At 62.5% G+C, this 20,332-nt stretch carries 26 protein-coding genes; 16 read left to right on the plus strand and 10 right to left on the minus strand.

What is annotated here, in order from left to right; translation table 11 throughout:
* Nucleotides 1-350: flagellar biosynthetic protein FliO (locus tag CP49_RS40410; RefSeq protein ID WP_197423368.1), on the minus strand; the 350-nt coding region annotated here is incomplete at its 3' end.
* A gap of 437 nt (nt 351-787) precedes the next feature.
* Here CP49_RS40410 and flgB point away from each other — a divergent pair.
* The 10 genes from flgB to CP49_RS40460 all read left to right on the plus strand — a co-directional run bounded on the left by flgB (nt 788) and on the right by CP49_RS40460 (nt 9,451).
* Complete coding sequence (gene flgB, locus CP49_RS40415; RefSeq protein ID WP_057855654.1) at nt 788-1,198, plus strand: flagellar basal body rod protein FlgB; 411 nt, start codon at nt 788-790, stop codon at nt 1,196-1,198.
* Nucleotides 1,199-1,224: 26 nt separating this feature from the next.
* Complete coding sequence (flgC, locus tag CP49_RS40420) at nt 1,225-1,650, plus strand: flagellar basal body rod protein FlgC (RefSeq protein WP_057855655.1); 426 nt, start codon at nt 1,225-1,227, stop codon at nt 1,648-1,650.
* Nucleotides 1,651-1,666: 16 nt separating this feature from the next.
* Entirely contained in the window at nt 1,667-1,978 is a 312-nt protein-coding gene (fliE, locus tag CP49_RS40425) for a flagellar hook-basal body complex protein FliE (protein ID WP_057855656.1), read from the plus strand.
* Nucleotides 1,979-2,101: 123 nt separating this feature from the next.
* Entirely contained in the window at nt 2,102-2,365 is a 264-nt protein-coding gene (gene fliQ / locus CP49_RS40430) for a flagellar biosynthesis protein FliQ (protein ID WP_057855657.1), read from the plus strand.
* Between the two features lie 14 nt (nt 2,366-2,379).
* A complete protein-coding gene (gene fliR, locus CP49_RS40435; RefSeq protein ID WP_057855658.1) occupies nt 2,380-3,150 on the plus strand; it encodes a flagellar biosynthetic protein FliR in 771 nt (256 codons plus the stop codon).
* A 96-nt stretch (nt 3,151-3,246) separates the two neighbouring features.
* A complete protein-coding gene (gene flhB, locus CP49_RS40440; RefSeq protein WP_057855659.1) occupies nt 3,247-4,314 on the plus strand; it encodes a flagellar biosynthesis protein FlhB in 1,068 nt (355 codons plus the stop codon).
* A gap of 154 nt (nt 4,315-4,468) precedes the next feature.
* Complete coding sequence (gene cckA / locus CP49_RS40445; RefSeq protein WP_057855660.1) at nt 4,469-7,033, plus strand: cell cycle histidine kinase CckA; 2,565 nt, start codon at nt 4,469-4,471, stop codon at nt 7,031-7,033.
* A 168-nt stretch (nt 7,034-7,201) separates the two neighbouring features.
* Nucleotides 7,202-8,185, plus strand: coding sequence for a Tim44 domain-containing protein (locus tag CP49_RS40450; RefSeq protein ID WP_057855661.1), 984 nt, complete (start codon nt 7,202-7,204; stop codon nt 8,183-8,185).
* A gap of 182 nt (nt 8,186-8,367) precedes the next feature.
* Nucleotides 8,368-9,024: a lectin gene (locus tag CP49_RS40455; RefSeq protein WP_156438921.1), complete on the plus strand. Its 657-nt coding sequence runs from the start codon at nt 8,368-8,370 to the stop codon at nt 9,022-9,024.
* Nucleotides 9,025-9,169: 145 nt separating this feature from the next.
* The gene (locus CP49_RS40460) at nt 9,170-9,451 is read left to right on the plus strand and encodes a hypothetical protein (protein WP_057855663.1); all 282 of its coding nucleotides are present in this window, start codon (nt 9,170-9,172) and stop codon (nt 9,449-9,451) included.
* Between the two features lie 109 nt (nt 9,452-9,560).
* On the opposite strand, the gene CP49_RS40465 is transcribed toward CP49_RS40460, so the two are convergent.
* On the minus strand, nt 9,561-9,980 hold the full coding sequence (locus tag CP49_RS40465; RefSeq protein ID WP_057855664.1) for a DUF3606 domain-containing protein: 420 nt from the start codon (nt 9,978-9,980) through the stop codon (nt 9,561-9,563).
* 208 nt (nt 9,981-10,188) lie between these two features.
* Between CP49_RS40465 and CP49_RS40470 the strand changes: the two genes are divergently transcribed.
* The gene (locus tag CP49_RS40470; RefSeq protein WP_057855665.1) at nt 10,189-10,896 is read left to right on the plus strand and encodes a glutathione S-transferase; all 708 of its coding nucleotides are present in this window, start codon (nt 10,189-10,191) and stop codon (nt 10,894-10,896) included.
* Between the two features lie 151 nt (nt 10,897-11,047).
* On the opposite strand, the gene CP49_RS40475 is transcribed toward CP49_RS40470, so the two are convergent.
* The 4 genes from CP49_RS40475 to CP49_RS40490 form a co-directional block, all read right to left on the minus strand.
* On the minus strand, nt 11,048-11,407 hold the full coding sequence (locus tag CP49_RS40475) for a GFA family protein (protein WP_057855666.1): 360 nt from the start codon (nt 11,405-11,407) through the stop codon (nt 11,048-11,050).
* A gap of 23 nt (nt 11,408-11,430) precedes the next feature.
* Nucleotides 11,431-12,105: a methyltransferase family protein gene (locus CP49_RS40480; protein WP_057855667.1), complete on the minus strand. Its 675-nt coding sequence runs from the start codon at nt 12,103-12,105 to the stop codon at nt 11,431-11,433.
* 89 nt (nt 12,106-12,194) lie between these two features.
* On the minus strand, nt 12,195-12,380 hold the full coding sequence (locus CP49_RS40485) for a hypothetical protein (protein WP_156438920.1): 186 nt from the start codon (nt 12,378-12,380) through the stop codon (nt 12,195-12,197).
* A gap of 156 nt (nt 12,381-12,536) precedes the next feature.
* A complete protein-coding gene (locus CP49_RS40490; RefSeq protein WP_057855669.1) occupies nt 12,537-13,013 on the minus strand; it encodes a hypothetical protein in 477 nt (158 codons plus the stop codon).
* Between the two features lie 357 nt (nt 13,014-13,370).
* Between CP49_RS40490 and CP49_RS44070 the strand changes: the two genes are divergently transcribed.
* The 5 genes from CP49_RS44070 (at nt 13,371) to CP49_RS40515 (ending at nt 16,848) form a co-directional block, all read left to right on the plus strand.
* Nucleotides 13,371-13,592 (plus strand): hypothetical protein, encoded by a 222-nt coding sequence (locus CP49_RS44070; RefSeq protein ID WP_082646483.1) that lies wholly within the window; start codon nt 13,371-13,373, stop codon nt 13,590-13,592.
* Nucleotides 13,593-13,598: 6 nt separating this feature from the next.
* On the plus strand, nt 13,599-13,892 hold the full coding sequence (locus CP49_RS40500) for a type II toxin-antitoxin system RelE/ParE family toxin (RefSeq protein WP_057855671.1): 294 nt from the start codon (nt 13,599-13,601) through the stop codon (nt 13,890-13,892).
* A 138-nt stretch (nt 13,893-14,030) separates the two neighbouring features.
* Nucleotides 14,031-15,683 carry a fumarate hydratase gene (locus CP49_RS40505; protein WP_057855672.1) on the plus strand — a complete coding sequence of 551 codons (1,653 nt, stop codon included), beginning with the start codon at nt 14,031-14,033 and terminating at the stop codon, nt 15,681-15,683.
* A 38-nt stretch (nt 15,684-15,721) separates the two neighbouring features.
* The gene (locus tag CP49_RS40510) at nt 15,722-16,165 is read left to right on the plus strand and encodes a MaoC family dehydratase (protein WP_057855673.1); all 444 of its coding nucleotides are present in this window, start codon (nt 15,722-15,724) and stop codon (nt 16,163-16,165) included.
* Nucleotides 16,162-16,848 carry a DUF429 domain-containing protein gene (locus tag CP49_RS40515; protein ID WP_082646484.1) on the plus strand — a complete coding sequence of 229 codons (687 nt, stop codon included), beginning with the start codon at nt 16,162-16,164 and terminating at the stop codon, nt 16,846-16,848. Before CP49_RS40510 ends, CP49_RS40515 begins: the two co-directional genes overlap by 4 nt.
* Nucleotides 16,849-16,855: 7 nt before the next feature.
* Here CP49_RS40515 and CP49_RS40520 read toward each other — a convergent pair whose 3' ends face one another.
* The 4 genes from CP49_RS40520 to CP49_RS40535 all read right to left on the minus strand — a co-directional run bounded on the left by CP49_RS40520 (nt 16,856) and on the right by CP49_RS40535 (nt 20,169).
* Entirely contained in the window at nt 16,856-17,152 is a 297-nt protein-coding gene (locus CP49_RS40520; protein WP_057855674.1) for a hypothetical protein, read from the minus strand.
* A gap of 126 nt (nt 17,153-17,278) precedes the next feature.
* The gene (locus tag CP49_RS40525; protein WP_057855675.1) at nt 17,279-17,836 is read right to left on the minus strand and encodes an inner membrane-spanning protein YciB; all 558 of its coding nucleotides are present in this window, start codon (nt 17,834-17,836) and stop codon (nt 17,279-17,281) included.
* 41 nt (nt 17,837-17,877) lie between these two features.
* Nucleotides 17,878-18,456 carry a hypothetical protein gene (locus tag CP49_RS40530; RefSeq protein WP_057855676.1) on the minus strand — a complete coding sequence of 193 codons (579 nt, stop codon included), beginning with the start codon at nt 18,454-18,456 and terminating at the stop codon, nt 17,878-17,880.
* Nucleotides 18,457-18,762: 306 nt separating this feature from the next.
* A complete protein-coding gene (locus tag CP49_RS40535) occupies nt 18,763-20,169 on the minus strand; it encodes a carotenoid oxygenase family protein (RefSeq protein ID WP_057855677.1) in 1,407 nt (468 codons plus the stop codon).
* Nucleotides 20,170-20,332: the final 163 nt, after the last annotated feature.

Below are 20,332 nucleotides of genomic sequence, written 5' to 3' on the forward strand. Positions count from 1 at the left end.
TCGCTCCAGGCGGCATCGGGCAGCGGCGCGATGCGCGGCGGCTGCTCACCGACGGCCGGACGCGGCGCCATCTGATCGCGGTTGGGCATCGCGCGCACGATGTTGGGTTCGACCACGATGTCGCTCGGACCGCCGATCATCAGGAGATGCTCGACATTGTCGCGCCGTACCAGCACGAGGCGCCGGCGGCCGTCCACGGCGGCGGCATCGATCACGGCCAGCCGCGGCATCCGCCCGCGCTGGGTACTGGCGCCGAGGCGGTTGTTGGCGAAGCGGCGAACCAGCCATGCGGCCACGCCGATCAGCGCCAGAACGGCGATGAATGCGAAGAGGAATGTCAGTGTCTGCATTCTTTAGTCCCCGGCCACGGGCCGTTCTCTTGCTGCTGGCTTCGACGAGTGCGGTCTTAGGTCTTCCTGTCCGAGCATGTTCCCTTTGGGAAAGTGGTTCCCGTTTGCGGGATCATGCCCTGAACGATCCGCAACCGGCGAATCATGCCCGAGATCAGCCTTATTTCTTAATCCCCACGGCGAACGCCGCCATCCGGGTTAATTAATAGACCAAGAATCGTTTGACCCAAAACGACTTCTGAGCGCCCCACGCCGGGTTGGTTGCTGCTGGTTAACGCAGTTTTCGTGGCAAAAATGCGCTCGTTTCGTCGCCGTCAGCGGGCATTGGCCGACGTCCACGGCCGCCAGGCGCGATTTTAACCGGCCGTTAACCATACACCGGGCAAATTCTGCCTACCTCGCGGCGTCTGCCAGAGGTTAACGGGGAGCCGCTCGCGATGGCCATCAACGACCTTCCGATCCTGTCGGCGCTGCGCACAAAGATGCAGTGGCACCAGGAACGCCAGCGCGTGCTCGCCGAAAACGTCTCCAACGCCAACACCCCGAACTTCAAGCCAAACGACCTGGTCGAGCCGAAATTCGACAATAAAGGCGCGAACGTCGGCGGATCGATGGGCTCGCTCGCCATGATGCGCACCAGCGCCACCCATATCGGCGTCTCCGGCGGCGGGCAGAGCTTCAGGGGGGACGGCGGCAAGAGCGGCTTTTTGACCAAGCCGGCCGGCAATTCGGTCAATCTGGAAGACCAGATGCTGAAGGTCTCCGCCAACCAGATGGATTATGCGGCCGCCACCTCGCTCTACACCCGCAGTCTCGGCATGCTCAAAACCGCCATCGGAAAACGCTGACGCGTCGCGACTAGGAGAACCGTTTCATGGCAGATGATGGAAGCGATTTCGCCCGCTCGATGAGTATCGCGACCTCAGGGCTGCGCGCGCAGGCCGGGCGGATGCGGGTGCTCTCGGAAAACATCGCCAATGCGGACTCCACCGCGCCGACCGCGGCCGGCGATCCGTATCGCCGCAAGGTGCCGACATTTTCGTCCGCGCTCGACCGCACGCTGGATGCCCGGGTGGTGACGCTCGGCAAGGTCAGGACCGATCAGTCGGCGTTCCGCGTCAAGCATGAGCCGAGCAACCCGGCGGCCGACGCCGCGGGCAACGTCAAATATCCGAACGTCAATCCGCTGGTCGAAATGACCGACATGCGCGAGGCGCAGCGGTCGTATGAAGCCAACCTCAACATCATCAGCGCCACGCGCCGCATGATTCAACGCACGCTCGACATCCTCAAGGCCTGAACAGGAACCATAGAAAATGGCTTCACCGACCGTTGCAGCAAACGCCTACGCCGCGCTTTCGCGCATCATGGAATCCGGCGGCGCCGAGAAGGGCAGCCAATCCAGCGGCGGCCCGTCCTTCAGCGCGTTGCTCAAGGACGCCGTGGGAAGCGTGCTGGAAGCCGGCAAGAAATCCGACGTCCAGACCATGGCGATGACCTCGGGCAAGGCCAACGTCATGGACGTGGTGACGGCAGTGGCGGAGACCGACGTCGCGGTCTCCACGCTGGTATCGGTGCGCGACCGGGTGATCCAGTCCTACGAAGACATCATGAAGATGCCGATCTGACGTCCCTTGGGACGTCATCCCGGGATGGTCCGAAGGACCAAACCCGGGATCTCGAGATTCCGGGTTCGATGCTTCGCATCGCCCCGGAATGACGGTGCAAGTGAAAACAAGCGAGAAACAACAATGACCGGTGCCGAAACCCTTGACGTGGCGCGCGATGCGATCTGGACCATCGTGGTGGTGTCGTCGCCCCTGATGGTGATCGGGCTTGTGGTCGGCGTCGTGGTGTCGCTATTCCAGGCGCTGACCCAGATCCAGGAGCAGACGCTGATCTTCGTGCCGAAGATTCTCGCGATCTTCGTCACGCTCCTGCTGGCGTTACCGTTCATGGCGGATTCGATGCACAGTCACATGATGCGGATATCGTCGCGAATCATAGGCGGCTGATGCATTGTAGATGAATGCGCGTCGACATATCGCTGCTGCCGGCCCTTGCCGCGACCTTCATGCTGGTGTTCGCGCGCGTGGGCGCCATGGTGATGCTGTTGCCGGGGTTTGGCGAGAGCAACATCCCGGTGCGCATCAAGCTGGCGATCGCGCTGCTCTTGACGCTGATCATCCTGCCGCTGCACCGTACCGCCTATCAGGTCGACCTCAACTCGATGGCCGCGCTCGCCGTGTTGATGGTGCACGAGATCGTCATCGGCATCGTGCTCGGCGCCACCGCGCGCGTCACGGTGTCGGCGCTGTCGGTCGCAGGATCCGTGATCGCTCAGCAGCTCGGGCTCGGCTTCGTCACCGCGGTCGACCCGACCCAGGGGCAACAGGGTCTGCTGATCGGCAACTTCCTCACGATTTTGGGCATGACGCTGCTGTTTGCCACCGACAGCCACCATCTCGTGATCGCGGCGCTGAACGAGAGCTATCGTATTTTTTCGCCCGGGGAGTTGATGCCGAGCGGCGACGTCGCGGCGCTCGCCACGCGCGCCTTTGCCACCGCCTTCAAGATCGGCATACAGCTTTCGGCGCCGTTTCTGGTGTTCGGCCTCGTCTTCAATATCGGGCTTGGCGTGCTGGCGCGGCTGATGCCGACGATGCAGGTCTATTTCGTCGGCGTGCCGCTGTCGATCATGGTCGGCTTTTTGATCTTCGGCCTCGTTCTCACCGGAATGATGGCGACCTATCTCAACTACTTCATCGGCGTCATGCACGAGCTGACGCCGTTGAAATAGAGCACGATCCGGAAAAGTGGGTACCGGTTTTCCCTCGCGACAAACGCGGAACGCGTTTTGCGCGGAGATCATGCTCAAACATGCTAGGACGCAGCGATGGCCGACGATTCCGACGACAAAACAGAAGACCCTACGCAAAAACGTCTCGACGATGCGCTTGAAAAAGGGGACGTCGCCAAGAGCCAGGAGGTCAACACCTGGTTCATCATCGCAGGCGCCACGCTGATATTGTCGACGTTCTCGGGGTCGATCGGCGGCGGCATCCTGATGCCGCTGCGCAACCTGATCGCCAATGCCGGCCAGCTTCGCACCGACGGCGCGGCGCTGCTCGCGCTCGGCAACACGCTGGGCTATGCCGTGCTCGGCGCGATCGGCGTGCCGCTGTTGATGCTGGCGCTCGCCGCCATCGCCGGCAACATGATCCAGCACCGGCTTGTGTGGTCGTCGGAATCGCTGAAACCGAAATTCAGCAAAGTGTCGCCCGGCGCCGGACTGAAACGCATCTTCGGCAAGCAGGCGATAGCGAATTTCGCCAAAGGCCTGTTCAAGCTGATCGCGCTCGGCGCCGTCATGATGGCGGTGCTGTGGCCCGAGCGGGGTCGGCTCGAATCGTTCATGATGTTCGATCCTTCGGCCATCCTCGGCGTCACCACCAATCTGACATTGCAGTTGATGGGTGCGGTGGTGGCGATGCTGGCCGCGGTCGCGATCGCCGACTACTTCTTCCAGTACCGGCAGTGGTTCGAGCGCCAGAAGATGTCGCTGCAGGAGATCAAGGACGAGTTCAAGCAGTCTGAAGGCGACCCCCACATCAAGGGCAAGATCCGGCAGTTGCGCCAGCAGCGGATGAAGAAGCGCATGATGGCTGCGGTTCCCAACGCCAGCGTTGTCATCACCAACCCGACCCACTATTCGGTGGCGCTGTCCTACGATCGCAGCATGTCGGCGCCGGTCTGCGTCGCCAAGGGCGTCGACAACATCGCGTTCAAAATCAGGGAAATCGCCAAAAAGCACGACATTCCCATCGTGGAGAACGTGCCGTTGGCGCGTGCGCTCCATGCCACCGTCGATATCGACGAGGAAATCCCGGTCGAGCACTATCACGCGGTCGCCGAGATCATCGGCTACGTTATGCGCCTGAAGAGCGGCCTTTCGGGACGATGAATGTGAGGGAACTGCTGGAAATCCCCTTGAAATACCTTCAATCTGCCAAATAACCGCCTGACGGACTTGCGTTTGCGGGTCCGATTCAGGCACTCAGGAGGGGGCGCGCGACTCTGCGCGTCAATTTCCTTGCCGAAGGGCCGCGCCTCTTCAGATGACCGCCGAAACCGACAGCCATCCGCCCACCGAGCCCTTCGCGGCCCACGAGCCGGCACGGCGGGGCGGTAGCATCGTGCTGGTGCTGCTGGTCGCCGCGGGCATCGTCGCGGTCGCGGTGGCGCTGATGACCATCGGCCGGGCGCAGGCCCAGCCGTATATTCTCGGCGTGCTGGCGCTCCTGGCCATGGTCGGCCTGTTCAATTTGTTCGCCTTTGCCGCCGGCATCATCCGCTTCACTGACCGCGCGGCCGACGATCCCGTGATGGGCCGCATCGCCGATCATGCCTATGACGGGCTGGCCGTGACCGACCCCAAGGGCCACGTGGTCTATTCCAACGCCGCCTATCTGGCGCTGACCGGCGCTGCCAGCCCGCAGGACGTGCGGCCGGTGGAGCGCGTTTTCATCGGCAATCCCGATGTCTCGGAGGCCGTGTTCCGCCTGCTCAAGGCGGCCCGCGAAGGCAAGCGGCAGCAGGAGGAGGTCCGTATCGCGGGCTCCGACGGTGCTCAAGGCCGCTGGCTGCGGATGCGGGTTCGTCCGCTCGGCCAGGGCAAGCGCGAAGCAAAATACGCAGTATGGTCGATCGCCGACATCACGCGGGACCGCGAGCGCCAGGAAGACGTGTTCCGGGAACTGCAGCACGCGATCGAGTATCTCGACCACGCGCCCTGCGGCTTCTTTTCGGTCAATCGGGCCGGCGACGTCATCTATGTCAACGCCACGCTGGCGAACTGGCTCGATCACGACCTCGCCGAGATCGGCTCGGGCGGGCTGAAGCTCAGCGATATCGTGTCCGGCGACGGCGCCTCGCTCCTGACCTCGATCGTGGCGGTGCCCGGTGAAGTCAAAACCGAAGTGTTCGACATCGACCTGCGCATGCGCAGCGGCAAGACCATGCCGGTGCGGCTCTATCACAAGCTCGCCTTCGGCGCCGACGGCTCGCCGGGGTCATCGCGCACGCTGGTGATCAGCCGCGCGCGTGACGAGCATTCCGACCCCGAACGCGCTGCCGAAGTTCGCTTCATGCGGTTCTTCGACCATACACCGATGGCGATTGCGACGGTGGACCGCGACGGCACGGTGGTGCGCGCCAATGCCCGCTTCGCCAAGCTCGCGCAAAGCCTGAGCGCGGATGGCGCCGCCAACAAGTCGATCTTCCGCGCGGTGAATGCGCGCGACCGTGGTCTTTTGATCGCGGCGATCAACCAGGCGGCCGACGGGCAGGGCGACATCGCGCCGGTCGAGGCTATGCTCGACGGCGCCAAGGAGCGCTGGGGGCAGTTCTTCGTCACCGCGGTTGAGGAAGACGAGCGCGATACCGAAGCCGCCATCGTCTATCTGCTCGAGACCACCGAGCGGCGCACGCTGGAAAATCAGATCAACCAGTCGCAGAAGATGGACATGGTCGGCCAGCTCGCCGGCGGCATCGCGCACGATTTCAACAATGTGCTGTCCGCCATCATGATGGCCAACGACTTCCTGTTGAACGCGCACAAGCCGACCGATCCGTCGTTCCAGGACATCATGCAGATCAAGCAGAACGCGACCCGCGCGGCGACGCTGGTGCGGCAACTGCTCGCGTTCTCGCGCCGCCAGACGCTGCGGCCGCAGGTGCTCGACCTCGGAGACGCGCTTTCCGACCTCACTATGCTGCTGCGGCGATTGATCGGCGAGAAGGTCAAGCTCGATCTCGTGCATGGCCGCGACCTCTGGCCGGTCAAGGTCGACGTCTCGCAGTTCGAACAGGTGGTCGTCAATCTTGCCGTCAATGCGCGCGACGCGATGCCTGATGGCGGCAAATTGACGGTGCGGACCGGCAATGTGACCGTGGATGAAGCCGCGCAGCTCTCCCACAAGGGCATGCCGGCCGCCGACTACGTGCGGATCGACATTTCCGATACCGGAACCGGAATTCCGGCCGACATCGTCGACAAGATTTTCGAGCCGTTCTTCTCGACCAAGGAGGTCGGCAAGGGCACCGGGCTTGGGCTCTCCACGGTGTATGGGATCGTCAAGCAGACCGGCGGCTTCGTCTACGTCGACTCCACGCCCGGCGAAGGCACCACGTTCCGCATCTTCCTGCCGCGTCATCGGCCGGAACTGGAAGCGCAGCCGGAGGCGCAGGCGACCAACGGCGCGGTCAAGGAAGGAGCGGCTGAGCCGTCGAAGCCGCGACCCGATCTGACCGGGCAGGGCACCATTCTGCTGGTGGAAGACGAGGACGGCTTGCGGTCGTTGAATGCGCGCGGCCTTCGTTCGCGCGGCTACAGCGTGATCGAGGCCTCCAACGGCATCGAGGCGATGGAAGCGCTCGACGAAAAGGACGGCGACGTCGATCTCGTCGTTTCCGACGTCGTGATGCCGGAAATGGACGGACCGACGCTGTTGCGCGAAATGCGCAAACGCAATCCGAAACTCAAGATCATCTTCGTCTCCGGTTACGCCGAAGAGGCTTTCGACAAGAGCCTGCCTGAGAACGAGCAGTTCGCTTTCCTGCCGAAGCCGTTTGCGCTCAGCGCGCTGGTCGAGAAGGTGAAGGAGACCATGACGGCGTCGTAGCGCCTGCCAAGAGCCGACGAGGCATGGTGAATACGGCGTTTACGGCCAAATCGTCACATCCCCGCGACCGAGGGCCGCAGTTCTGGTTCCCGATAATGGCTTCACTTTTAAGCGGCGGTGCCCATCTTAGGGACGCTTCCCCATCCTGGGGAACTGAGGAAAAAGCACATGAATTTCTCGCAAGGCACGCGCGGAATTATCCGGACCCTGGCCATTGCCCTGTCTGTAGCGCTTCCGTTGGCGGCGATCACGATCTCGGAGGCTGACGCCCGCGTTGGCGGTGGCGGCAGTTCCGGTTCGCGGGGATCGCGTACCTATTCGGCGCCCCCGAGCACGACCACGGCGCCCGGCGCGGCGCAGCCCATGAACCGTACGTTTACTCAGCCCGGCACTCCCGCAGCGGGTAATCCGGCCGCTGGCGCAGCCAACAAGGGCGGCTTCTTCAACCGGCCTGGCATGGGCATGCTCGGCGGCCTCGCCGCGGGCTTCCTGGGCGCTGGCCTGCTCGGCATGCTGTTCGGTGGCGGATTGTTCTCCGGCCTCGGCGGCCTGTCGTCGATCATCGGCCTGCTGCTGCAGATTGCCCTGATCGTTATCGTGGTGCGGCTGGCGATGTCGTGGTGGCAGCGCCGCCACACCCCGGCTTCAGCCTACGCGACCGGACCTGCTCCTGCCGCCGAAGGTCCCGGTGCTCAGACCAGCTTCCGCTCCGGGCTCAGCGGTTTTGGACTGGGATCGAGCCAGCCGCCGCTGGAAATCCAGCCGGCTGACTATGAAGCCTTCGAGCGGCTGCTTGGCGAGGTCCAGGCAGCGTGGTCGAACGAGGATGTCGCCAAGCTGCATACGCTCGCGACGCCCGAGATGGTGTCCTACTTCTCCAAGGATCTCGAGGAGAACAAGGCGCGCAACGACATCAACAAGGTGTCCGACGTCAAGCTGCTGCAGGGTGACCTCGCGGAAGCCTGGCGCGAAGGCGAAACCGATTACGCCAGCGTGGCAATGCGGTTCTCGCTGGTCGACAAGACCATGGAACGCACCACCGGCCGTCTGGTCGCGGGCAGCGAAACCCCGGTCGAAGTCACCGAGGTCTGGACCTTCGCCCGCCGACGCGGCAGCGACTGGGAACTCTCGGCGATCCAGCAGACCAGCTAATCGCCTGTACATGACGACGAAAGCGCCGCGGCTTGTTCCGCGGCGCTTTTTCTTTTCGCGTGCAAGCCCGATTTCACGATGCGGTCACCGCGACCGGAATATTCCCTATTGCATCGGGTTGATGACAAACAATCCAAAAAACAACAGGGAGCACTTCGATGAACAGCTTCACTCGAGTGATTATGCCGGCATGCTTCGCCGTTGCGGCCATGACGGCTCTCGCGAGCACGCCCGTTCAGGCGCAATCCGCTGATACCAGCTTCTTCGTGACCAGCAACGGCATCGGCAATGGCGGCAATCTCGGCGGACTCGCCGGCGCCGACAATCACTGCCAGACATTGGCGCAGGCCTCAGGCGCAGGCGGCAAGACCTGGCGCGCCTACCTCTCGACGCAAGCCGCCGACGGCGCGCCGGCCGTCAATGCGCGCGATCGCATCGGCAAGGGGCCGTGGAAGAATGCGAAGGGCGTGGTGGTCGCCAAGGACGTCGCCGAATTGCACGGCGCCAACGGTCTCACCAAGCAGACCGCGCTCAGCGAGAAGGGCGAAGTCATCAACGGCCGCGGTGATACGCCCAATCGCCACGATGTGCTGACGGGATCGCAGCCCGACGGGTCTGCGTTTGCAGCGGGCGAGGATCGCACCTGCAAGAACTGGACGAGCTCGACGCAAGGCGCGGCGATGGTCGGTCATTCCGATCGCATGGGCCTGCGCGACGACGAGGCCTCGAAATCCTGGAACGCATCGCATCCCTCGCGGGGCCCGGACGGCGGCTGCTCGCAAGCCGACCTGAAGAGCACCGGCGGCGACGGGCTGTTCTACTGCTTCGCGGCGAACTGACGCGCGGCACTTTTTGCGCGCGCCAGATCACCTCTCCGGCAAACCGGAGAGGGAAATTTGACGTATGAGGTTACGGGCCTGCTGTCTCCTGATCGCGGAACTCCTGATTGTCTGGCGAGTTTTAACCGGGATCGGAGGACTTGCCATGAAACGCCTGCTTGTCGCGTTAATTTTGACCATCCTGGCGCCGACGACGGTGGCGCTGGCCGGCAACACGTCGTCGAATTCCAGCTCCAACTCGTCGAACGGCGTTCATACCCGTATCGATACAATTACGACCGACAATGGCCGCGGGCGGACAATTTACGAGCGGCGCAGCGTCCGCATCGACGCTGATCGCGGACGACCGGGATATATGCGGAACACTGTCCGCGAACGCTACGGCTATCGCCCGCACCGCTGGCATTCTGCTGACGATGACGATTGAGGTCATTCGCGCGCGGCGGTCAGACGTCGCGCCGCGCTGCAGTACCTGCGGCTACTGACGCCGCTTTGGCCATTGCTTGGGCATCGTCCCTGATCGCGCTAAAGGCCGCCTAGGCGGCCTTTCTCTTTGCGCGCTTCTTTGTCGTTTTGCCGGCAGTCTTCCTAGCGCTCTTCTTCGCCTTCTTCGTAGATTTGCCCTTGGCGAGATGGGCGCCGACGGCTTTCGACGAATGTCCGACGGCTTTGACCGCGGCCTTCAGTCTGGCCGGTGTGACCTTGAATTTCTTCGACCAGTAGCTGACTTCGTAGGGCTGGCTCACCGCTATGCGTGCCCGGTCGGCAGCCTTGTGCTGCTGCAGCTTGATATAGGCGCCCACCTTCTTCGCGGAGCGTCCCACCTTCTTGACGGCAGTCTTCAGTTTCGCCGGCGTGATCTTGAATTTCTTCGACCAGTAGGCGACCTCGTAAGGCTCGCTCACCGCGATTAGCCCGCGATCGGCCCCGCCGCGCTTCTGCCTGTTGTCCGCCATCCGCATTCTCCTGTCGTGTTGAGAAAATCAACGTTTCAAACGGGAGCAATCTAACATGCCCGCTCGCACTCGGACAGATTCGGGCCCTGTGGAGATCTGCGCGACGCGTTGATAGCGCGACGGTCGGGCGGACGCCGCGTTCTGCGTGACGAACGAACCGCGGGATGATTTGTTATGTCGGTCAAACCGGCAGTGTGAGGTGTCATCGATGCGTTACGAGCTCTATTACTGGCCGATGATTCAAGGCCGCGGCGAATATGTCCGCCTTGCGCTGGAAGAGGCCGGCGCTGGCTATACCGACGTGGCGCGCCGCGGCAACGGCATGGCCGCGATGACACGCATGATGGAAGCGGGGAAGGGAACGCCGCCCTTTGCGCCGCCGTTCCTGAAGGCCGGGAAGCTCGTGATCGGGCAGACTGCCAACATCCTGCTTTATCTGGGATCGCGCCATGGGCTGGCGCCGAAAGCGGAGGCCGGCAAACTCTGGGTGCATCAATTGCAGCTCACGATCGCCGATCTGGTGCTGGAAGTGCACGACACGCATCATCCGCTCGGTCCGTCGCTCTATTACGAGGAACAGAAAGCGCCGGCGAAAAAACGCACCGACGAGTTCTGGAACACGCGCGTGCCGAAATATCTGGGTTACTTCGAGGACCTGCTGGCGGCCAATGGCGGCATCTACGTCACCGGCCGCCGCCTGACCTATGTCGACTTGTCGCTGTTCCAGATCGTGGAAGGCCTGCGCTACGCCTTTCCAAAGCGCATGAAGGCATTCGAGGAGGATATCCCCGGTCTGGTCGGCCTGCGCGACCGCGTGGCGGCGCGGCCGAATATCAAGGCGTATCTGGCGAGCGACCGACGGATTGCGTTCAACGAGGAGGGAATTTTCCGCAAGTACAAGGCGCTGGATGCTTGACGTGCGGTCTAGCTCTCTCCCTCGTCTTGCCCGGGCAAAGCGCTCCGCGCGTCTTCGCGCTAGATGTCCCGGGCATCCACGTCTTTCTTGCCGCTGAAGCGAAGACGTGGATGGCCGGGACAAGCCCGGCCATGACGAGTTGTGGTAGTCCCTACAGACTCCGTCCATCCACCGGCGTCATATTCAGCTTCGACAGCTCGATGCCGTCGATGCAACTCACATTCAGCGCCACCACGTCGGTGCCATCAGGCTTCTTGCCGCGCGCGAAGACTTCGACACCGCAATCGATGCAGAGCTGGTGGTGAATCACGTGCTTGTTGAAGAGGTACTCTTTCAGATTTTCCTCGCCGGCGCGAAGATGAAAACTCTTCGGGTCAAGGAAGGTGAAATGCAGCCCCTTCTTGGTGCAGATCGAGCAATTGCAGGCAGTCACCATCGCGAGGTCGGTGGTGCATTCGAAGCGCACCTGGCCGCAATGGCAGCCGCCGGTATAAGTCTTGCTATCGGGCATCGTGGTGGTCCGCCATGCATGTCTCACCAAATTCCTGGCACCAGACGATAGCGCACCCGTGCGGCATAGTCAGCATAATCGGGCAGTCCCTCGACCAGTGCGCGCTCCTCGATGCGGGCGCGAATGGCGAACAGCAGGGCGAATACCGGCGCGAACGCCACGCCCCACCACGATCCCAGGAGTAGCGATATTCCAAGGAAGTACAGCATGACGCCGCTGTACATGGGATGACGGACAAAGGCGTAGGGTCCCCTTGAGATCACGCGTTGGTGGCGCGCGGCCTGCACCTTGACGACCGGCGCGGCGAACGAATTCTCGCGGAACACCCACATGATGAAGGCGATCGAGAGCAGATACATCGCAAGGCCGAGCGCCTGCAGCAACAGCGGAACGTCGGAGGCGTTCGCGCGCCGGTCGAGGCCGATCGCAACGAACCATAGCAACAGCGCCAGGAAGAAGATCAGCATGAATATCTTGTCGGCGGCAGGCTGGTCGGCCTGAAACGTCGGCCGCATGCGCTCGGCGAGCAGTGCGGGATCGGTCTTGGCTAGCCATAATCCGCAGGCGGGACCAAGGATCGCGCTGACGATCAGCATTAGCCACGCCGCCGGCCAGTCCAGCGAACCCGCCGCGGCGAACAACAGCGCGCCCATGGCAATGACGACGATGGTGTTTTGCAGCAGAAGCTTTGCGATCATGGGTCGGGTTCCAAGCGCCCGTGACGACATGATCGCGCGATTCTTCGGCAAACTTGCGGCGCTGTTCGCCGCGGGCAGGCAGCCTGCCGTCAGGCCAACCGGTCGATCCGCGTTCCCTGACCAGGCGGCAGGGGGGCAATCAGCGTCGGCTGCGGCGTGCGGGTGCCGTCGGCAGCAGCGCCGTTCTGGACGTCGGGGGTCCGGTCGGGAGCCTTGAACACGGGGACTTCCGGCGGTTTGACCACCACCGTTGCGGGGACACCAGAGACATTCATCGGAAGCATCCTTTTGGTTGCCTCCGACACTGGCCGAGGTGAAGCGAAGGATTGGTGAATCCCGCGCCGCAATCCCGCGCCGACGCCGTCAATCCCGGCCAATGGTGAACGGGCTGCTCGCGAAATCGTTAGAATGCGACGGATCGGGAGTTGGACCTACTCGTCCTTGCCGCGGGTCACCGCGATCGAGGCCTCGGTCTTGGTGCGCGTGCATTCCATGTTGAGCCGGCGGAAGCGCATGGAGACTTTGTCGCCACGCAGAATACCCATGCGCTTGATGCAGCGCGAGGAGCCGGTCGCAACGTCGGGCTTCGGAATCGTGAAAATGATGGCGCCGGCCGAGGCGACCAGTTCGAAGAATTGCGGTTTCGGCTTGCGGTCCGTCTTGGCGTAGAGCTCGTTGGAATAATTGCGCCCGCGGCAGCCGAGCGATAGCTCTTTCGCCGCCGGATGCGTCAGATAGATCACGTTGCCGGTATTGACGCTGATCTTGAGGCCGTCGATCTGGTTCTTCAATTCCTTGGCGATATCGTCGCAGCGGTCGGCGCGCGCCGGCGATGAACTGACCGCGACGCACAGCGCCAGCGTGGCGGCAAGCAAGGTCGGTCGGTGAAATTGTGGTCCCAAAGCCATTGTGAGTGCCCCTTTGCGCTATTGAAACTCGCGCGCGGATTTCCTGCAAGTGCCGCGCGCGGAAGTCAACTTGCTTCTCAGAAACCGTAGAGGATGACGCCGATCCCGAAGGCGATCACGGCGAAGCCCGAGCAGCCGCGGAGGGCGGATCGGGGCAGAAGCTGCGTCGGGCATTGTGGTTGCGGAGCCCGTTACAATCGCAATTGGTTGGCAGAATATCGGAACCTTCCTTTGTCTGGGGAGGGCCGGGAAGGGTTCAAACGTGAGGCGGCGGCGGCAATGCGTAGCGTGACTACGAGCGCGGCAGAGGAGAAGGGACATAGTGATTTCGCGCGCCCGGTGTGCTAGACTACCTTCATGACAAAGCTACTCGAACAAGCCTTGCGTCAGGTCGAGCAATTGCCGGAAGACGAACAGGACGCAGCGGCGGGCGCGTTGCTCGACTATGTCAAGCATATGCGGGACATACGTTTGACCGATGCACAAGTGGCCGAGGTTCGCCGCCGTCGCGCCGATCCTAACCGCAAACTCCTGTCCCACGCCGAAGCGCTGGAACGCATCGGACGGCTGGGCTCGTAGCAACCAATGAAACTCGTCTTCGACGATCAGGCGATTGCCGATCTCGAAAACATCTTTGGCTGGATTGCCCGGGATAGTCCCGCGACTGCGAGGACTGTGACAGACCGGCTGTTTAGCAGCATAGAACTGCTTATCTCCTTTCCGCTAATTGGCCATGTTGGTCGTGATCCCGATACGTTCGAATGGGTGGTACCGCGGCTGCCATATGTTGTCGTGTACGAAATCGATCGGGCGCAGGAGCGAATTGTCGTAACCGCTGTTTTTCACGGAGCGCAGGACCGCGAGGGCGGAAACCGGTAGCAATATACGGGATGCGCCCATCGGGACAGTAGAACGCCTGGCCCCCCAGAACCTTCCTTTTGTCCAAAAAATGCTTAGAACGGGTCTATCTCCGCGGCGCCGTTCCGGCCGCCGCCAGCTCCAACCCGAGATATCGACATGAACGCCCCGACCGCTTTTCCCGACCAGAAGCCCGTTCCGCCCTACAAGCACACGCCGCTATTCCCGCTCGGTGCGGACACCACGTCCTACAAGAAGATCACGGCCGAGGGCGTGCGGGTCGAGAAGGTGCTTGGCAAGGAAATGCTTGTCGTGTCGCGCGAGGCGCTGCGGGCACTGTCGGAGGCTGCCTTCGGCGACATCAATCACTACCTGCGGCCGGGCCATCTAAAGCAGTTGCGCTCGATCCTGGAAGACAAGGAAGCCAGCGACAACGACAAGTTCGTTGCGTTCGACTTCCTGAAGAACGCCAACATCGCCGCCGGCGGCGTGCTGCCGATGTGCCAGGACACCGGCACCGCGATCATCATGGGCAAGAAGGGCTGCAACGTCATCACCGACGGGGACGACGAGGCCGCGCTCTCGGAAGGCGCGCGCGACGCTTATCTGCGCCGTAACCTGCGCTATTCGCAGGTGGCTCCCTTGTCGATGTATGAGGAGAAGAACACTGCCAACAACATGCCGGCGCAGTGCGAGATCTATGCCGAGGGTGACGACGCCTACAAATTCATGTTCATGGCTAAGGGCGGCGGTTCCGCCAACAAGAGCTTTCTGTTTCAGGCGACACCGTCGGTGCTCACCAAGGATCGCCTGTTGGCGTTCCTGAAGGAGAAGGTGCTGACGCTCGGCACCGCGGCATGCCCGCCATATCATCTCGCGATCGTCATCGGCGGCACCTCTGCCGAGCTTTGCATGAAGACAGTGAAGCTGGCTTCTGCGCGCTATCTCGACGCGCTGCCGACGCACGGCTCGGCCGACGGCAACGCGTTCCGCGATCTGGAGATGGAGCAGGAAATTTTGAAGATGACGCAGTCGCTCGGCGTCGGCGCGCAGTTCGGCGGCAAGTATTTCTGCCACGACGTGCGGGTAATCCGGATGCCGCGCCACGGCGCCTCGCTACCGATCGGGCTCGGCGTCTCCTGTTCGGCGGACCGCCAGGTACTCGGCAAGATTACGAAAGACGGCGTTTATCTCGAAGAGCTTGAGCATAACCCGGCGCAGTACCTGCCCGCGGTCGAGCAGTCGCTCGGCGGCGAGGTCGTCAAGATCGACCTCGACAAACCGATGAAGGAAATCCTGGCGACACTGTCGCAATATCCGATCAAGACACGCGTCTCGATGACCGGCACGATGATCGTGGCTCGCGATTCCGCCCACGCCAAATTGCGCGAGCGGCTGGAGAAGGGCGAGCCGCTGCCGGACTACTTCAAGAACCATCCGGTGTATTACGCCGGTCCCGCCAAAACGCCCGATGGCTACGCCTCCGGTGCGTTCGGCCCGACCACCGCGGGACGTATGGACTCCTTCGTCGACCAGTTCCAGGCGGCGGGCGGCTCGATGGTGATGGTGGCCAAGGGCAACCGAGCGGTAGCGGTGCGCGAGGCCTGCAAGAAGCACGGCGGCTTCTATCTCGGCTCGATCGGCGGCGCTGCGGCAAACCTCGCCGAGCACTGCATCAAGAAGGTCGAGGTCGTCGAATATCCCGAACTCGGCATGGAAGCGATCTGGCGCATCGAGGTGGTGGATTTCCCGGCCTTCATCATCATCGACGACAAGGGCAACGACTTCTTCAAGGAATTGAATCTGGGGTAACCTGTTCGCGTTCGGCGTGAAATGTGAGCGAGGACGCGATGATCGAGTGGTTCGACGACCTGAAGATCGGGATGCGCTTCAAGAGTGAGGCGGCGACGGTGTCGAAGGAGGACATCATCCGCTTCGCCAAAGAGTACGATCCGCAGCCGTTTCATCTCGATGAGGAGGCGGCCAAGAAGTCCATTCTCGGGGGCCTCGCCGCTTCCGGATGGCAGACGGCGGCGATCGCCATGCGGCTCGCCGCGAGCGCGCGCCCGTTCGGGCCGCATCCGCTGTTCGGCGCCGGCGTCGACGATCTGCGCTGGCTGAAGCCGGTGCGGCCCGGCGACACCATTTTTCTCGAAGGGGAGGTGGTGGAATTGGCGGCGTCGCGCACGAAGCCGCAAGGCATCGCCCGAGTCAGGTGGACCGCCTACAACCAGCATGGCGAAGCGGTCTATACCTTCAATCCGATTGCAATCGTGCCCAGCCGGCCGAAGTGAGCAAGAGGTCGGGCTGCAGGGCGCTTGGCCTCGACGGGTTCAGCAAAGGCTGGGTCGCCGTTCTCCTCGACGGTGACGTGCAGGAAATCTCCTTTCATCGCGACATCACGGACGCGCTGTCGCGTTCTTGCGACAGAGCGGGGATCGATATCCCGATCGGGATGAGCGATCACGGCGAACGCGACTGCGACCTGCTGGCTCGAGCAAAATTGCGGCCGCACGCGTCGCGCGTCTTTGCCGGCGCTCGCCGCTGGCTGTGGTCGGAGTTCAGCGATCCCAATGATGCCAACCGGGAGGCGCAGCGGCGCGGGCAGAAGCGGGTGTCCCGCCAGCTCTGGCATCTGGGTGCGAAGATCATGGAGGTCGACGCGTTCGTGCGCGCGAATCCATCTCGCGATATTCGCGAGGTGCATCCCGAGCTGGTGTTTCTGCGATTGAACGACAACGAGCCCTTGCCGTCGAAGAAATCCGCCGGGGGAGTTGCGCTGCGCCGCGCGCTGCTCAGGCAATCAGGCTTTAGGCAGATCGATCGCTGGCTGACCCATGAACGTAGCGGTGCAAAGCCTGACGATGTGCTGGATGCCTGCGCGGTTGCGATTGCGGCCCGCGAGCCTGCGGGCAGCGTCCCCGAGGGGGCGCCGCCCGTTGATGCGCACGGCTTGCCGATGCGGATCTGGTTTTAGGGAGAACCTACGCCCGCGAACCCGTGAACGGGAAGCTGCCCATCGGGCCGATGCCCATTTCGCCGGACATGCTGTCGCCGGAAACCTTGCCGGTGAAGGCGAGGGTGAGCGGCATCGGGTTGGTGATGGAGATCTTCCAGGCGACGTCGTCGCCGTTGACGGTGCCGTCAAAAATTTCGCCGGAATTGCCGTCGGCGCCCTGCGTGCCCGTCAGCGTGCCGCCTGCGCTCGTCAGCGAAAGCGTTGCCTTGCGCTCGCCCATCGGCGTGCTCATGGTGATATTCCAGTTTCCGTCCACGGCCATCTTTGTCTCCCCGACATTTCTCCGGCAAACCGGAATGGCTTGCGAGATCCGTTAAACTCGATCGGCGGTATAGCGTATCTCGCCACACAAGCCCAACCGGCTCAAGCGTCCTTTGACGCGTATTTTTCAGGCGCGCTGAGCGGCCGCGCGAAGCCGGCCGCCGACCAAAACACGAAACGCGATGTATTGAATTGCAAAGGCGGCAATCTTGGCCCCGACGAGAACCACGGTCACGTAGAACGTCCACAGCTTCATGTCTCCGGTCATGGCGACGCCGATGGTGCCGGCGGCGAGCACGAAACACAGTCCGGCCCAAGCATAGCCCGCGAAGGTGACATATTCGGGAACGGTCTGTGTCACGATCGGGGGCATATAGCGCAGCATCCAGCCGCGCTTGAGCATGATGACTCCGATCGCAAAATGCCCGATCGCAGGCTTCGCCAGCACGAAACGCGGATCGTGGGTCAAAAGCGTCGCGCTGCCGAGCACGATGACGAGCGCCAGGCTCGCCCATGTCATGTAGCCGAGCTCCTTGCCCTTGATGCGCGAGTAGATCACCTGGGCGATGGCGCCGGCGATGGCGACGCCGGTCGCCAGCAGCACGTTGTCGGTAGTGAGGTAGATCGCAATGAACAAGATGGTGGAGAAAAAATCGGCGCCCAGTCTGGCGAATACGTCCTTCATCGTCTTGCTCTCCGCTGATCGTGTTACGGTTGAAGTCTGGCTTAGTTGGTGCCGGGCAGGGCGTTCGCAGGCGGCGCACCATGCTTCGCCCTGCGATATTGTGGATACCAAGTCGTGAAGTAGGCGGCGCTGTTGCGGGCGGCGAGGGCGATTGCGAGCCCGGACCAGAACGGCAAGCCCGGCACGTAGATCATCAGCACATTACCGGCGATCATCAGGACGAATGCGCCGGTCCATGCCCAGGTGATGATATAGATCGCTTTCCTGAAGCCGGGCAGCTTCGCCGTCTCGGCATCGACCTCCTCAAGCGCATATTGCAGCACGAACGGTTTGCGGATGACGAGAGACGCCAGCGAGATCGCGAGCACGCCGATATCAACCGTCAGTTTGACGGCCGAATGGCTCAGGTTCGGATCGACCAGCGCAACGTAGGCGCCCAGTCCGGTGAACAGGACGACGCAGCCCGCGCCGAGCATTTTGATCGAGCGGCCGCGATAGACGTCGATGCCGATGACGGCGAGACAGATCGCCGCCGCTGCGAACAGGCTGATCTCGGCGGAGGTCACGAGCATAAGAAGGGCGAACGAGCCGAAGGGGGCGAGGATCAGGAAGATGGTCATGGCAGCCTCTCGGGGCTAATCTTTACATCGTAAAGATAAGGTAGGACCGCACGTCGGCAGCGTCAAGCAAAATCTTTACAGTGTCAAAATGAAGCGGCTTGACGCCAATGTTCGTTGTTTGCAGCGGCATAAATCTAGCCTCGTGGGCGCATCTCTTTGGGTCGTCATTCCGGGACGCGCGTTAGCGCGAACCTCAGATGCGCAATTGCGCATCGGGGAATCTCGAGCTTACAATCTCCGGATTCTCCGATGTGCACTTGCACATCGGAGTTCATCGCTGCGCGATGCCCCGGAATGACAAGCACGTTACTCCGCGCCGACCCAGTTGCCGTGAAAGCCGTCGGGCACGCGGTGGCCGAGGTGCACCAGCGCGACCGGGCCGGATTCGACGTCCTGCGCGTTGAACACCGCAAGATCGCTGCGGTTCTCCCGCGCACGCCAGACCGCTGATAGCAGCCAGCCGTCACCCTCGGCGGCATCAGGCCCGCGCTCCACGAACACCGGCTCCGAAATCGTGTCGCCGGCGGGCAGCAGATAATGGCCGAGACGTTTGCCCTTGCCGTCGACATGGACGATGCCGGATAGCGCGCCAAACGTCGGCAAGTCAGGATTGGCGCAGGCGTACCAGCCATGGCTGTTCGCCTGTCCCGCGCGGCGATCGTCGATGCGCGGGAATTCGCCGGTGAGATCGTCGAGATAGGTTTGCGTGAAGCGGTCGGTATTGCCTGCGAGGTCGAAGGTCCAACGGCAGTACCGCGCACGCGATTTTTGCGGGTCCGTCTTCGAGCCGTCGGGATGGGAGAACAGCGGCGCCTCCTCGAACTGCATCACATCGGCAATGATGCGGTTGCCTTCTTCCCACGCGTTCATGACATGGAAGACGTAGCAGCTCTCGGCGCGGAACCAGACGAGGTCTTTGGCCGAGCCGTTGCGCTTCATGACGCCGACGTAAGCGCCTTTCTCAGGCTCCCAGGCGTAGGGCGGCTTGCCGCGCATCGCCCGCTCCATGCTGCCGGTAACGGGCAGGATCGGAAACAGCAGATGATTTTCGGTGACGATGAAGTCGTGCACCATGCTGGCATAGGGCGCATCGAAGCGATCGAACCGCGTCACCACACCGGAGGCGTTGACGGATCCGAAGGAAAGGGCAGGGGTAAGGGGGCCGCCGGCGTTATAACCGAAGAACACCATCTCGCCGGTCACGGGATCGATCTTGGGATGCGCGGTGAACGGGCCCTTGATGGCGCCCTTGTAGTCGCAATAGCCCAGACGGTTGAGCGTGCCGGGCTCGATGTCGGTCGGCAGGTGGCCTTCCTCGAGCGCCAAGAGCTTTCCGGCATGGAAGATGATGTTGGTGTTGGCGACGCCGCCGTCGTCGGTGGTCCCGGCTGGCGCGCCCGGCAGCTTGCGGCCAAAACCGCCGAACAGCGCGCGGCCAGCGTCGTGCTCGGCCAGCCATTTCGGGGTGCGGACCCAACGGTTGCGATAGCTGGCGCGGCCGTTCTCCAGATGGAAGGCGTGCAGCATGCCGTCGCCGAAAAACCAGTGTGCGCCCGGCGCCTCGAATTGCGGGTTGGGACCGTTGCGATAGAGCGTGCCGTTGAGCTCGCGCGGCAATTCGCCTGACACCTTGAGATGCGGCGCGTCGCATTCCATCGGAATCGGCGCCAGATTGTCCCGCGCCGCATTGGTCGTCGCCACTTGGTCGAGCATCTTGCGTTCCTCCGGTTATATCTTTACATCGTAAAGATGTCAGTAGGCGCGTTGCCATCGGCCGTCAAGCAAAATCTTTACAGTGTAAAAATTGCGGCTATAAGGATTCGTATGACAAGAATCTCAAGACAGGCCAGGACCAGCCGTCCCGCCGCGAAGCGCA

Source organism: Bradyrhizobium valentinum (genome assembly GCF_001440405.1).
In the GTDB taxonomy this organism is placed as follows: domain Bacteria; phylum Pseudomonadota; class Alphaproteobacteria; order Rhizobiales; family Xanthobacteraceae; genus Bradyrhizobium; species Bradyrhizobium valentinum.